The sequence below is a fragment of the Neobacillus sp. BF23-41 genome, assembly GCF_041106275.1.
In genome coordinates this window covers 209,171-222,795 of sequence record NZ_JBGBPR010000009.1, presented here as the reverse complement: position 1 = coordinate 222,795, position 13,625 = coordinate 209,171, and the positions used below count along the sequence as shown (strand labels likewise).

General features: G+C 44.5%; 12 protein-coding genes. 8 read left to right on the top strand and 4 right to left on the bottom strand.

The window, feature by feature from the left end; genetic code table 11:
* Positions 1–99 precede the first annotated feature (99 nt).
* Positions 100–285: a 2-hydroxymuconate tautomerase gene (locus AB7942_RS15920; protein ID WP_088084780.1), complete on the bottom strand. Its 186-nt coding sequence runs from the start codon at positions 283–285 to the stop codon at positions 100–102.
* Positions 286–488: 203 nt separating this feature from the next.
* Between AB7942_RS15920 and AB7942_RS15915 the strand changes: the two genes are divergently transcribed.
* Entirely contained in the window at positions 489–1,139 is a 651-nt protein-coding gene (locus tag AB7942_RS15915) for a site-2 protease family protein (RefSeq protein WP_088084779.1), read from the top strand.
* A gap of 15 nt (positions 1,140–1,154) precedes the next feature.
* On the top strand, positions 1,155–1,664 hold the full coding sequence (locus AB7942_RS15910; RefSeq protein ID WP_088084778.1) for a YwhD family protein: 510 nt from the start codon (positions 1,155–1,157) through the stop codon (positions 1,662–1,664).
* A 285-nt stretch (positions 1,665–1,949) separates the two neighbouring features.
* On the opposite strand, the gene AB7942_RS15905 is transcribed toward AB7942_RS15910, so the two are convergent.
* Positions 1,950–4,016, bottom strand: a complete 2,067-nt coding sequence (locus AB7942_RS15905) for a transglycosylase domain-containing protein (RefSeq protein ID WP_369447606.1) — start codon at positions 4,014–4,016, stop codon at positions 1,950–1,952.
* Between the two features lie 214 nt (positions 4,017–4,230).
* On the opposite strand from AB7942_RS15905, the gene speE reads away from it, so the two are divergent.
* The 5 genes from speE (at position 4,231) to AB7942_RS15880 (ending at position 8,914) form a co-directional block, all read left to right on the top strand.
* Complete coding sequence (gene speE / locus AB7942_RS15900; protein ID WP_098260207.1) at positions 4,231–5,058, top strand: spermidine synthase; 828 nt, start codon at positions 4,231–4,233, stop codon at positions 5,056–5,058.
* 146 nt (positions 5,059–5,204) lie between these two features.
* Positions 5,205–6,077, top strand: a complete 873-nt coding sequence (gene speB / locus AB7942_RS15895; protein WP_088084775.1) for an agmatinase — start codon at positions 5,205–5,207, stop codon at positions 6,075–6,077.
* Positions 6,078–6,406: 329 nt separating this feature from the next.
* Positions 6,407–6,811 (top strand): YwiB family protein, encoded by a 405-nt coding sequence (locus AB7942_RS15890; RefSeq protein WP_088090232.1) that lies wholly within the window; start codon positions 6,407–6,409, stop codon positions 6,809–6,811.
* The gene (gene argS / locus AB7942_RS15885; RefSeq protein WP_335398181.1) at positions 6,798–8,468 is read left to right on the top strand and encodes an arginine--tRNA ligase; all 1,671 of its coding nucleotides are present in this window, start codon (positions 6,798–6,800) and stop codon (positions 8,466–8,468) included. Before AB7942_RS15890 ends, argS begins: the two co-directional genes overlap by 14 nt.
* A 266-nt stretch (positions 8,469–8,734) precedes the next feature.
* The gene (locus AB7942_RS15880; RefSeq protein ID WP_088084773.1) at positions 8,735–8,914 is read left to right on the top strand and encodes an H-type small acid-soluble spore protein; all 180 of its coding nucleotides are present in this window, start codon (positions 8,735–8,737) and stop codon (positions 8,912–8,914) included.
* Between the two features lie 68 nt (positions 8,915–8,982).
* On the opposite strand, the gene uvsE is transcribed toward AB7942_RS15880, so the two are convergent.
* Complete coding sequence (gene uvsE, locus AB7942_RS15875) at positions 8,983–9,939, bottom strand: UV DNA damage repair endonuclease UvsE (protein WP_369447605.1); 957 nt, start codon at positions 9,937–9,939, stop codon at positions 8,983–8,985.
* Positions 9,940–9,952: 13 nt separating this feature from the next.
* Positions 9,953–11,155 carry a cardiolipin synthase gene (gene cls / locus AB7942_RS15870; RefSeq protein WP_369447604.1) on the bottom strand — a complete coding sequence of 401 codons (1,203 nt, stop codon included), beginning with the start codon at positions 11,153–11,155 and terminating at the stop codon, positions 9,953–9,955.
* Positions 11,156–11,330: 175 nt separating this feature from the next.
* On the opposite strand from cls, the gene AB7942_RS15865 reads away from it, so the two are divergent.
* Positions 11,331–13,433, top strand: coding sequence for a heterodisulfide reductase-related iron-sulfur binding cluster (locus AB7942_RS15865; protein WP_369447603.1), 2,103 nt, complete (start codon positions 11,331–11,333; stop codon positions 13,431–13,433).
* Positions 13,434–13,625 lie beyond the last annotated feature (192 nt).

Sequence of the window (13,625 nt, the reverse complement as noted above, 5' to 3'; positions counted from 1 at the left end):
AAGTCAAGCACGAATGCGCTAACGCTCTCCGTGTTTCCTTTATCTCAGTCAAAGTGCTCCAGTCCATACGCCGCTAAGCGGGCGCTTCCGCTTTTCTAATTATTGGTCGCTTTTTCTAACGCCGGCAATTCCAAGATTGCTTTTGCTCATTTCATCGATCATTACGTGGATCGCTTCTTTGGGAGCTCCTGTTGTTTCGCTGACTGCTTCGGTTACTCTTGAAACAAGTTCACGTTTTTGTTCATCGGTACGTCCTTCAAGCATTTTTACGGTAACATATGGCATGTTTTTTTCCTCCTTTATAACTCTTCCACTTTTCATTTTAAGTTTTCCACAATTCGACGAAAAGTGCAATAACAGAAGACACTTTTGATTTTCTTTTTATAAACGGTTTCATGTATACTTAAAGGAATATAGAATAGATAGAAAAACGGAGCTTGTGCACCATACAAAGCGTGCCATCCGTTAGAGATGGAAGGAGATATGCGTTGGAAAATTTTCTTGCCTATCCACTTAGCATGATTCCCTATTTGGCAATAACCCTGATGATTGCCTTTACGTTTCACGAATTTGCTCACGCGTTTGTTGCCTATAAATTCGGGGACATGACGGCAAAGAACCAAGGACGCTTGACGCTGAATCCACTCAAGCATCTGGATCCGATTGGAACGATTTTAATTTTCATTGCCGGCTTTGGCTGGGCCCGACCGGTTCCGGTTAATCGCTTTTTCTTTAAAAAGCCTCGCCTGGCAGGAATTCTCGTTTCCGTTGCAGGGCCGCTCAGCAATCTTATTTTAGCTTCGTTAGGCTTCATTGTCGCGTTTGGATTAAACCGTTCCGGCGTCATCGCACCAGATAGTTTCTATGATTTTCTCGAAATATTTATCAGGCTTAATATTGTTCTGTTTATTTTTAACCTGTTACCCTTTCCACCGCTCGATGGTTACCGGATTGTTGAGGATTTAGCCCCCGCCCATGTGCGGGCAAAAATGACCCAGTATGAACAGTATGGTGCGTTGATCTTCTTAATCTTAGTTTTTACACCACTTGATAAATTTACGATTGAGCCTATATTTGGGGTGGTCATTCCTTGGGTGTGGGATGGGTTAAGTAATTTCTTTAGTATGTTGTTTTTTTAGGAGGTTTGCATTTTAATGGATGAAAATAAGAAGAAGCTTGGTTTTAATATCATAAAAAGTGACCCGACGGATGGTCACAAAGGCTACGGAAAAGGGGCATTGAGCCTTGATAATGTGTCGCCGGTTATCATTGATGTCGACGCAGGCGAAGCTGAGATTGATGTCGGTGCCATGCATGCCCGCAGCGTCGTGGAAAAGGGAATTAAATTTTTGAAAACACAAGAAGAGGTTCCGAACGGGAAACCGTATTGGCTTGTGTGGGTAACGATTGACCGCAAGCAAGAAGGTCCTTATTACGCCGGTGTTACGGCTTGCTTTATGACGGTTGACCGCGAAATTCGACGCGGCTACAAATCCTTGCCTGAACACGTGAACCGCATGGATAAGTCTTTGAAGCGCCATATCATTGTGGACGATATGGATGCGAATTCGAAAAAGGTGTTAGCCGATTTCTTGCGCAATCATAATGAGGTCTTGTGGAACAACTCGACGGATGAGCTAAAACGTGGTTTATTGGCCGAATAAAAAATAAATGCTTGTAGTTTTTTCAAAAGGTATAGTATTATAAGCAGTGTAAAAACGCTTTAAAACTAGGACAAGAAAAGCTCCGGAAATTTTTCCGGAGCTTTTCTATTTCAATAAAACAATTTAACATAGAAAACTGTCTAGCTGCAACGCCCAACGGCTAGTGGACTTCGCTCTTTTCCCTACGATAAGTCAAGCACGAATGCGCTTACGCTCTCCGTGTTTCCTTTATCTCAGTCAAAGCGCTCCAGTCCATACGCCGCTAAACGGGCGCCTCCGCTTTTCTTACCATGGCATAATCTTTTTGTACCACGGCACTTTCTTGTTGGTATCTTTATGATTTGCAGGCGCGGATTCATGATGGTTGAGATGCTCTGTGCAGTATTCGGTTGGTTCCGTTCCAGCGACAAAATAGGTAAAGCGGCGCACTGGACAATCCTTTGTCGCCAGTTTGCCATTCTCAGGATTGACATACACCCCTTTGACACCTTCTTTCGGTGCTTTAAACGCCTTCACGGGCTTGCCTTTTAAGGCTTCTTCCATAAAATTAGCCCAGATATTCTTGGCGTATGTTTTTTCCGCGACCAGCTCAATCGGTTTTCCCATATCGTAGCCAGCCCAAACGGCGGTAACCAGCTGCGGCGAGTAGCCGATCATCCAGCTATCCGTTTCCGTTGAGCCCGATTTACCTGCATAAGGGCGCGAAATATCCTTAATGACCGTGCTGCCAGTTACCTTGGCATAGCCATTTAACTTCGGATCAAAAATCCCCGTCAACATTTGCGTCATTACAAAGGCCTTTGCTGGGTCCAAAACTTTTTTCGTCTCATTTTCTTTTTCAAAAATGACATTGCCATTGTAGTCTTCTACTCTGGTAATTAAGGTTGGATTCACCTTTTCCCCACCGTTTGCAAACAGACTATAGGCATTTGCCATTTCAATGACTCGTACGCCTGAAGTCCCCAACGCGAGTGACGGAACACGAGCCATTTTAGAAGAAAGGCCAAATTTCCTAGCCGTTTCAATTAATGTCTCTTCTCCTAAAAATAAATGCGTTTTGACGGCAAAAATATTATCAGAAACAGCGAGTGCTTGGGCAAGTGTGATTTCTCCGTCGGCATACTTATTGTTAAAGTTATGCGGGGTATAATCAGCCTGGCCATCGTCAAAATGGAAGGTCGTAAACTCACTGCGCATCGTCGAGGATGGCGTGAACCCCTGCTCAAGGGCTGCGTAATAAAGCAGCGGCTTGATCGTGGAGCCTGGCTGCCTGATCGCCTGAACAGCGCGGTTAAATGGGCTCTTTTCATAATCCCTGCCGCCGATCATCGCTTTCACATAGCCGTTTTTTGGATCCATTGCCACTAAGCCCACTTGAATTTCCGATAGATTCGCGACATATTTATGAACCTGATTTTCAGCAGCCTCCTGCTGTTTACGATTAAGCGTAGTGTAGACTTTTAAACCGCCGAGAGCGATCGTGCGGTCATCTAAATGTAGTTGATTTTTTAGGGCATTTCTGACAGCATCCTGAAAATAAGGAGCTACCTTCACTTTTTGTGTGTCATGAGCGCCGACGATAGTCAGCGGCTGCATGGCAGCATCTATTGCTTCTTTTTTCTTGATGTAATGATTCGTCACCATGCTTTTTAAAATAATCGTCTGACGCTTTTTCGCATGTTCCATCGAGGCAAGCGGAGAGTAGATTCCCGGCCCCTTTGGAATTCCAGCGAGCATGCTCGCTTCCGCAAGGTTTAAGTCAGCTGCATCTTTTCCAAAATAATATTGGCTGGCGGCCTGCACACCATAGGCCCCGTTGCCATAATAAATCGTATTTAAATAGCCTTCGAGAATTTCCTTTTTTGAATAATTCATCTCAATGCGGATCGTATAAAAAGCCTCGTGCAGCTTCCGTGTCCACGTTTTATCGTGTTCGAGAAATAGATTTCGGGCATATTGCTGGGTAATTGTGCTTGCTCCCTGTACCTTTGCGAAGGCTTGAATATCGGCTAGGACAGCACCCCCAATTCGTTTAAAATCGAAGCCATGGTGCTCGTAAAAATTTTTATCCTCAATCGAGATCGTTGCCGCGACAATATCCGGTGAAATATCCTCTAACCGGGCCCAATACCGTTTTTGGCCACTATTACTTTCGCCAATCAATGTCCCGTCATCCGCGAAGAAAAGGGTCGATTGCGGCACGGCGAGCGGCGGCGCGCCGAGGATTTTTGCATAGGCTAGAATCCCAAGGAAGAGAATAAGCATACAAATCATGCCTATCAAACTGATGATAATAGCTGCCCGCAAATATTTAATCGTCTTCCGAAACCCTTGATCAGTCATGATTTCCACTATATTCACCACCGTATTTCCAGATTTTAAAAAAATAGATAGTAATAGTATTGAAAAAATAGAGTCATTTTAAACATTTAATGTAGGATTTATTTAAATTTTGCTAGACTTTTTGGTGTGATTGTAATTCAATAGTTTGGGTACCATAAAATTGAAGTGATTACTTTGTAATTAACTAGAGGTATAAATAGAATGAAGTGAAAGGAAGATGAACATGTCAATTTGGTTTACAGAAAAGCAAACCGAAAACTTTGGAATCACCATGAAAGTAAATAAAACCTTACATACAGAACAAACGGAATTTCAAAAGCTCGATATGATTGAAACAGAAGAGTGGGGCAACATGCTGTTGTTAGACGACATGGTGATGACTTCTGTCCGCGATGAGTTTGTTTACCATGAAATGGTGGCACACGTTCCTTTATTTACACACCCAAACCCTGAGAATGTTCTTGTTGTGGGAGGCGGCGATGGCGGTGTGATTCGTGAAGTGTTAAAGCACCCAAGCGTGAAGAAAGCAACGCTTGTTGATATTGATGGCAAAGTAATTGAGTACTCAAAGAAATTCCTTCCGGAGATTGCTGGGATGCTTGATGACCCACGCGTGGATGTCCAAGTCGACGACGGATTCATGCACATTGCCAACAGCGAAAATGAGTATGACGTCATTATGGTTGATTCAACTGAGCCAGTCGGACCAGCGGTTAACCTATTTACAAAAGGTTTCTATGCAGGAATCTCGAAGGCATTGAAAGAAGACGGCATCTTTGTGGCTCAGTCTGATAATCCTTGGTTTAAAGCGGATTTAATTCGTAACGTACAACGCGATGTTCGTGAAATCTTCCCAATTACACGTCTATATGTAGCGAACATCCCAACATACCCAAGCGGCTTATGGGCATTCACGATCGGTTCAAAGAAATACGATCCATTAGAAGTAAGCGAAGACCGCTTCCACGAAATCGAAACAAAATACTACACAAAAGAGCTTCACAAAGCAGCATTCGTATTACCTAAGTTTGTTGGGGATTTATTGAAGTAATTCAAATAGATATAATGAAGTGTTGTCAGGAACCACAAAGAAAGTGGTACAAAATCATATGTGTCCACTCTGTACGGACAAAGTGAGTGTTTTGTCCACCGATGGTGCCTGACACCCTTATAGAATAGAGAGCGAGGGATACATAGATGCGTTTTGATGAGGCGTATTCAGGGAATGTTTTTATTAAGAGTCATCCGAATTTTGAGGAGAGTCAGGTTGTTCTGTACGGGATGCCGATGGATTGGACGGTAAGTTATCGTCCGGGGTCACGGTTTGGTCCGGCCCGCATCCGCGAGGTGTCGATCGGTTTAGAAGAGTACAGCGCCTATCTTGACCGTGAACTTGAGGATGTAAAATATTACGATGCTGGCGATATTCCGCTTCCATTCGGAAATCCACAAAAGAGCATTGATATCATTGAAGATTTTGTCGACCAAGTCCTTGCTGCCGGCAAGTTTCCGCTTGGTATGGGCGGCGAGCATCTGGTCTCTTGGCCGGTCATGAAAGCTATGTATAAAAAGTATCCAGATTTAGCAATTATCCATTTTGATGCCCACACCGATTTACGTGAGCAATATGAAGGCGAACCGTTATCGCACTCGACCCCGATCCGCAAGATTGCGGAACATATCGGGCCGAACAACGTTTATTCGTTCGGGATCCGTTCAGGGATGAAGGAAGAATTTGAGTGGGCGAAGCAAAACGGGATGCATATTTCGAAGTTTGAAGTGCTTGAGCCATTAAAAGAAATCCTGCCGACACTTGCCGGACGTCCGGTTTATGTCACGATTGATATCGATGTCCTTGATCCGGCGCATGCACCTGGCACAGGTACGGTTGATTGCGGCGGGATCACTTCGAAAGAGCTGCTTGCCTCGATTCATGCGATTGCCCGTTCTGAAGTGAACGTTGTTGGCGGGGACCTGGTTGAGGTTGCGCCAATCTACGACCCTTCCGAGCAAACGGCAAATACAGCGAGCAAGTTAATTCGTGAAATGCTGCTTGGCTGGGTGAAATAAACAGAAAAGCGGAAGCGCCTTGCCCAGGGGCGACAGGCATAAGCCAATCCGGCGAGAAGGTTGCTCTTTTACCTTCTTGACGGATTGGCTTATGACCCCGAGCCCCTAGGCGCTGGAGCTAGACAATTCTCAAATTTAAGTTGCCTGACCCTTTATGGGGGCAGGCATTTTTTGATTTGTTCCCCATCAATGTTTATAATAGAAAAAGTATGCAATAACGCAGTTAAGTCAATTACTAGGACTAGAACCATTCCAAAGAGTGTTACTGAGTTCCTTTTTAAAAAAGAAAAAAGGAAGTGCGATTTCGTTTGTCTAGTACGGAAATTCCTATGAAAATTAATGTAAAAACGACGATTCATCAGCATGGGGGCAAGGAAGTCTATGAGCTGGCGGTGTTTGGCCGGTATCTGCAAAAAGATGGGGCCTCGTTTCTTAAGTATGAAGAGGTGCAGGATGAGGGCAATGTGCGGACGATTGTGAAGGTGGCTGGGGATGAGGCGCTGATTTTGCGCGGTGGTGCGGTGAAGATGCGTTTGCCGTTTCGCTTGCACAAGAAGCTGCGCGGCAGTTATGAAATGCCGTTTGGTACCTTTGAGACGATGACGCTGGCAAAGCGGATTGAGCATTCGGATGGCTTGATTGATATCCTTTATGATTTTACGATGCAGGGCTCACATGCCGGTACATACCATTTGGAAATTACCTTTCAGGAGGATAAACATGAACATAGTTGAACAAGTACAAAGCAAGTTAAAAGAAGAGATTCGCGCGGCGGTGCTGAAGGCGGGTCTGGCAACGGAGGAGCAGATTCCTGCTGTGGTTCTTGAAACGCCGAAGGAGAAGGCGCACGGTGATTATTCGACCAATATGGCGATGCAACTGACTCGTGTTGCGAAGAAGGCGCCAAGAGTGATTGCGGAGGCATTGATTGAGAATATGGACCGCTCGAAGGCTTCGATTGAAAAAATTGAACTGGCGGGGCCGGGGTTTATCAATTTTTATATGAATAATAGTTATTTAACGGAGCTGATTCCGACGGTGCTAAATGCAGGCGAGCGGTACGGTGAGACCACGGTTGGCGGCAACGAGAAAATTATGGTGGAGTTTGTGTCGGCCAATCCAACGGGTGACTTGCACCTTGGTCATGCCCGCGGAGCAGCGGTCGGCGATTCGTTGTGTAATATTTTGGACAAAGCGGGATATGATGTTTCGCGTGAGTACTATATTAATGACGCTGGGAACCAGATTAATAATTTGGCATTGTCGGTGGAAGCACGGTATTTCCAGGCACTTGGTTTGGAAAAAGATATGCCGGAGGGCGGTTACCATGGTGCCGATATTATTGGCATTGGGAAAACCTTGGCTGAAGAATTTGGCGACAAGTATGTGCATGTTTCCGTTGAAGAGCGCCAGGAATTTTTCCGTGAGTACGGTCTGAAATATGAAATGGCGAAGTTGAAGCAGGATCTGGAGGATTTCCGCGTTGGATTTGATGTCTGGTACTCGGAGACGTCTCTTTATAAAAATGGAAAAATTGATGAGGCGTTGGCCGCATTGCGGGCGAGCGGTTATGTGTATGAGGAAGACGGTGCGACTTGGCTCCGCTCGACGGATTTTGGCGATGACAAGGACCGTGTGTTAATTAAGCAGGATGGATCCTATACGTATTTGACGCCGGACATTGCTTACCATAAGGACAAGCTGGGCCGCGGCTTTGAGAAGTTGATTAATATTTGGGGCGCGGATCACCATGGCTACATTCCACGGATGAAGGCGGCGATTCAGGCGCTCGGGTTTAGCCGCGAGGCGCTTGAGGTGGAGATCATTCAACTGGTTCACCTTTATAAAAATGGCGAGAAGATGAAGATGAGTAAGCGGACCGGGAAAGCGGTCACGATGCGTGATTTGGTCGATGAGGTCGGCCTTGATGCGACGCGCTATTTCTTTGCGATGCGCAGCTCGGATACGCATATGGACTTTGATTTGGATTTAGCGGTGTCGGAGTCGAATGAAAATCCAGTTTATTATGCGCATTATGCCCATGCACGGATTTCTAGTATTCTCCGTTCGGGTGAGGAGCAGGGTGTTCGGGTTGATGCAGATGCGGATTTTTCATTAGTGGCATCGGAAAAGGAAATGGATTTATTGAAGAAGCTTGGTGAGTTTCCGTTGGCTGTTGGCGAGGCCGCACAGAAGCGCGTCCCGCACCGGATTACGAACTATATCTTTGATTTAGCGTCGACGTTCCACAGTTTTTATAATGCGGAAAAAGTGCTCGACCTTGATAATGTAGAGCGCACTAAGGCGCGCCTCGCGTTGGTGCGAGCGGTGCAGATTACACTCCGCAATGCGCTGGCGTTGATTGGGGTTTCTGCTCCTGAAAAAATGTAATTGATGATGGCTCCCTTACTTGGTTAAGGGGGTTTTTTATTGTGGGCGATGATTATTGGTGGAATATTCTGAATTATATTGGGTGGACAGTAAATTTTTCATAGTGGACAGTAAACTGGAAAAAGTGGACAGTAAGTTGAGTAAAGTCGACAGTAACCCGAAAAGCATGCAGATTTTATCTAGGTAAACTTGTCCCTATCTATGAATATTACCTAATAAAAGGCAAATACTAGTAGGGAACTTTGAGCGAGGAGTGGATGAAGCGGATGAATGTGGGAAGAGCGAAGGAAATTGTCGAATCTGCCGATATGTTTAATGTAACTTACGAGGGGACGCCTGTGATCATTCAACATGTCGATGAAGCCACACAAGTGGCGCGAATATACTCAAGAACGGACCCGGACAATGAGCGGGAGGTTCCTGTTTTAAACTTAATTGAGGAATAGAAAAAAGTCTTCGAAGTCGTTCGAAGACTTTTTTCTATTGTGTCTAGCTTCAGAGCCCAGCGGCTAATCTATTTTACCTCAATTGCACCGCCGCTGATCCGTTTAAAGCCGCGGATCTGGCTGAGATCTTCGATTAATTTCAGGGCGGCTTGATCCTTTGCTTTGGCCTCGATCATGAAATCAATATCCGCACCGATTTCGCGTAGCATTTTCAAAAAAGGCATGATAAATTCCGGGTCGACAAAATCCGCGTGGGAGCGAAATTCCTTTTCGTTTTTGGGGGAGGAAATATGCACCTTCGGGATGTGGCGTGCATGCTTCCACGTCTGAAAAATCCGCGGCAGCAAATCCTCAAGTGCGGTTTCACACAGATTGGCGATATGGTGATGATAATCGAATACAAACGGAATCGTTTCCTTTTCGCAGGCGGCTAACGTTTCTTCAGCATTATACGTTTTATCATCATTTTCCAGCGTCATCACGCGTTTAATCGGCGCTGGCAGCTTGGTTAAGTTTTGATGGAATCGAGGTAAGGTCTGCTGTTTATCACCATAGGCACCACCAATATGGATATTAATAAGTCCCTCCTGCTCCAGTCCCATCGCTTCAAACATTCGATAATGGTAGCTCATGTCGACCACGGCATTTTCGGTGATTTTCGTTTGCAGTGAGGTAAACAGGGTAAATTGATTCGGATGAAAACTCACTCGCAGCCCTTTCCTTTTAACCAGTTCACCAATTTCCTGCCACACCAAGCGAAAGGGTGTTACAAAGTCCCAGTTCACTTCGGGATGGGTTGCTAGTGGGACAATCGAACTAGACAAGCGATACAATTCAAGTTGATGAGCAATATTGTAGTACAGCATCCTGAGGGTGTGGTCCAGATTTTGCTTCGTCACATGAAGCAATTTTTCCTCCCGTTCCTCGGGGCTTAACTCCTGATAACGAGTAAATGTCAGCGTCTTCGCAGGCGAAGCATCCCATAAGCTAATCGCATGTGACACATACCCAAACCTTATCTTCATAGGCAAACTCCTTTTATAAAAAATAAGAAACGGCCGCGGCGATGCCTTCTTTAATGGTGCGGACAGGGTTCGGTTTGTTAAGTTCAGCTAATGTCAGGGGTTTTGAGTCATCGATGTCCTTTTTGAGAATATCCATCAAGCGTTGGATAAAGGCTGGGTCATAAATATAGCAATTGATTTCCTTGTTTAAATACATGCTTCGTTTATCAAAATTGGCGGTGCCGATATCGCAGAGTTTGTCATCAATGACGAGTGTTTTGGCATGGTAAAACCCCTTTTTATATTGATACACTGCCGCCCCCGCCCGAATTAGCTTCCGTAAATAACGGAACGAGGCCTCTTGGACAAGCAGATGGTCAGCGGTATAAGGGACGATGACGGAAAGCTGAACCCCGCGTTTTATGGCTGCAAGTAACTCGGCCAAAATCTTATGACATGGAATAAAGTAGGGAGTGCCGATGATCATCGAATGGGATGCTTTTTGAATCAGTCGAAGATAATTTTGCTCTAATTGGTTGGCTTCCGTTGGAACATACTGATGGCGGACAGGACCATCAGCCAGGGTAGGAAAATAGGCCGGATTCCCCATAATATCTTCTCCCGCATACTCGTGCCAATCAATCAAAAACTCACTTTGCAAAAAATTTACACTCCGGCCGGTAATTTTTAAATGGTAATCGCGCCAGATCCCCAAGGAAGGCTCTTCGTCAATATATTCCTTCCCTACGTTAAAACCGCCAAGATACCCAATTTCCCCGTCAATAATTGTAATCTTGCGGTGATTTCGAATCTGAGAAGAATAAAAAAGGAAGGGGAGCCTGATTGTATTGCTAAAAGCAAATTGAACACCCGCCTCCTGCAAAGACTTAACGGCCGCCTTCCTAACCTTCCAGCTGCCAAGCCGGTCAATAAGAAGCCGAACTTCGACCCCGGCCCGGGCCTTTTCTTTTAAAATAGAGAAAAACTCCTGACTAATCGAATCGTCCTTAACAATGTAAAATAGCACATGAATATGCTTTTTCGCGTTCCGCAGTTCATGGAAATAGTCGGCGAATAACTTCTTTCCGTGGGTGAAAATATCAAAATTCCCATGAATGATGGCTGTTTCTCTTCGACTGACAATGGAAAGATGCTTCTTTTTACCTAAAATAAAATCTAAAACAAGCCATAGAATGATGAGAAAAATAAGTACGCTCGAAAAGAGTGCAAAAGTCATCAGAATTCTTTCCTCCAATCAGTTTTGTTAGTTTTTCCGAAAGCTACCTTTTATATAAGTTAATCAAACTTTTCAAAAATTCATTTGACTGAATGCTCATTCATAATATAATAGAGATAAATTTAGATTCTGAAAATTATTTATATTCTAGAAGTTATCTGAAAGGGGCATTTTTATGAATGGTTTACTATGGGTCAACCTGATTGCATTTCTTGTTGTAACCGCTTACGCGGTCAGTCTGTTTGTGTATGTAGTGAAAACCCGTATTGAATTTATTAAACTCGGGAAAAAGGTTGAGTTTGATAACAATGTGAAAGAGCGGCTTCAAAAAATTTGGGTCAATGTGTTTGGCCAAAAGAAATTGCTGAAGGATAAAAAAAGCGGGATTATGCACGTCATGTTCTTCTACGGTTTTATTCTCGTCCAATTTGGCGCGATTGATTTTATTATCAAAGGGATTAAACCTGGGGCACATTTGCCGCTTGGACCTCTTTATGCAGGGTTCACTTTTTTCCAAGAGCTTGTCACACTGATGATCTTAGTGGCAGTCATTTGGGCTTTTTATCGCCGCTATGTGGAAAAATTAGTCCGCCTGAAGCGGAACTTTAAATCCGGTCTTGTCCTTATATTTATTGGTGGTTTAATGCTTTCTGTTTTACTTGGCAACGGAATGAGTCTGATCTGGCACGGGGAAGAGGCTTCATGGACAGAACCGGTAGCCTCGATGATTTCACTCATCTTTTCAGGGATTGGTGAAACCGCCTCTATTGTGATTTTTTACATCGCTTGGTGGGCGCACTTATTATTCTTGTTAACTTTCTTAGTGTATGTACCTCAGTCCAAACATGCCCACTTAATTGCGGGACCAGCAAATGTATATTTTAACCGGTTAGATAAACCAGGAAAATTGAAAAAGGTTGATTTTGAGGATGAATCCCAAGAATCGTTTGGGGTTGGAAAAATAGAAGACTTTACGCAGCACCAAATGATTGATTTTTATGCTTGTGTTGAATGCGGCCGCTGTACGAATATGTGTCCGGCAACGGGAACTGGCAAAATGCTGTCACCGATGGACTTAATCGTCAAACTTCGTGACCACTTAACGAATCATGGGGCTGTGGTTACCTCGAAACAGCCGTGGGTGCCAACGATTGCGTTTGCGAATACGAAGGGAAATCAACTGGCGCTTGCGTCTGCAGGTCAAGGGGCACAGGAATCTGCCGCGGCATTAGCCTATAGCCCAAGCTTGATTGGCGACGTTATTACCGAAGAAGAAATTTGGGCATGTACAACGTGCCGGAATTGTGAAGACCAATGTCCAGTCATGAATGAGCATGTCGATAAAATTATTGACCTGCGCCGTTATTTAGTTTTAACCGAAGGGAAATTGGATGCGGATGCTCAGCGTGCGATGACGAATATTGAACGCCAAGGCAATCCATGGGGCTTGAACAGAAAAGAACGTGAAACTTGGCGCGAGGCGCGCGAAGATGTTCATGTGCCAACTGTGAAAGAGATGAATAAAGCCGGAGAAGAATTTGAATACCTTTTCTGGGTAGGCGCCATGGGCTCTTACGATAATCGCAGCCAAAAGATTGCTTTGTCGTTTGCGAAGCTGCTGAACGAAGCAGGCGTGAAATTTGCGATTCTTGGCAACAAAGAGAAAAATTCTGGTGACACACCGCGCCGTCTCGGCAATGAATTCTTGTTCCAAGATCTGGCAGCGAAAAATATTGAGGAATTTGAAAAAGCAGAGGTCAAGAAAATCGTCACGATCGACCCGCATGCTTATAATATTTTCAAAAATGAATACCCTGATTTTGGCTTAAATGATGTCGAAGTGTTCCATCATACCGAGGTTTTATACGAGCTAGTTCGCGATGGCAAGCTTGTGCCGAAACACTCGGTTGATGAAACGATCACTTTCCATGATTCTTGTTACTTAGGCCGTTACAATGACGTTTACGATGCACCACGTGAGATTCTTAAATCCATTCCGGGCGTGAAGTTGATTGAAATGGAGCGGAACAGAGAGAAAGCGATGTGCTGTGGTGCTGGCGGCGGTTTGATGTGGATGGAGGAAGAAACCGGACACCGCATTAACGTGGCTAGAACCGAGCAGGCGCTTGCTGTTAATCCATCGGTGATCAGTTCAGGCTGTCCGTACTGCTTAACGATGCTGTCAGATGGTACAAAGGCAAAAGAAGTGGAAGAAAAGGTTTCGACTTACGATGTGGCCGAGCTGCTTGAAAAAGCGGTTTGCGGGGAAGTGGCTTAGTTTTTAAAGGAGAGCAGAAGTTCGATTTGTTTACATATTCATAAAATTTTTAAAATTTTGTGTAAAACATTTCAACTTCTGCTCGTTTTTATGTAGAATATAGTATGTAGATTAAAACGCTTACATTACCATTATTAAAAAAGCAGGGGCCTGCGCTTCTTTTTTGGTTCCTACCCGAGCGAGCGTTCAGTC

Excerpts from the sequence above, each read along its gene's own strand:
- AB7942_RS15880 (WP_088084773.1), top strand. The coding sequence starts at position 8,735 with ATGAATGTGGGAAGAGCGAAGGAAATTGTCGAATCTGCCGATATGTTT.
- argS (WP_335398181.1), top strand. The coding sequence starts at position 6,798 with ATGAACATAGTTGAACAAGTACAAAGCAAGTTAAAAGAAGAGATTCGC.
- uvsE (WP_369447605.1), bottom strand. The coding sequence starts at position 9,939 with ATGAAGATAAGGTTTGGGTATGTGTCACATGCGATTAGCTTATGGGAT.
- speE (WP_098260207.1), top strand. The coding sequence starts at position 4,231 with ATGTCAATTTGGTTTACAGAAAAGCAAACCGAAAACTTTGGAATCACC.
- AB7942_RS15910 (WP_088084778.1), top strand. The coding sequence starts at position 1,155 with ATGGATGAAAATAAGAAGAAGCTTGGTTTTAATATCATAAAAAGTGAC.
- AB7942_RS15865 (WP_369447603.1), top strand. The coding sequence starts at position 11,331 with ATGAATGGTTTACTATGGGTCAACCTGATTGCATTTCTTGTTGTAACC.
- AB7942_RS15920 (WP_088084780.1), bottom strand. The coding sequence starts at position 285 with ATGCCATATGTTACCGTAAAAATGCTTGAAGGACGTACCGATGAACAA.
- AB7942_RS15890 (WP_088090232.1), top strand. The coding sequence starts at position 6,407 with ATGAAAATTAATGTAAAAACGACGATTCATCAGCATGGGGGCAAGGAA.
- speB (WP_088084775.1), top strand. The coding sequence starts at position 5,205 with ATGCGTTTTGATGAGGCGTATTCAGGGAATGTTTTTATTAAGAGTCAT.
- cls (WP_369447604.1), bottom strand. The coding sequence starts at position 11,155 with ATGACTTTTGCACTCTTTTCGAGCGTACTTATTTTTCTCATCATTCTA.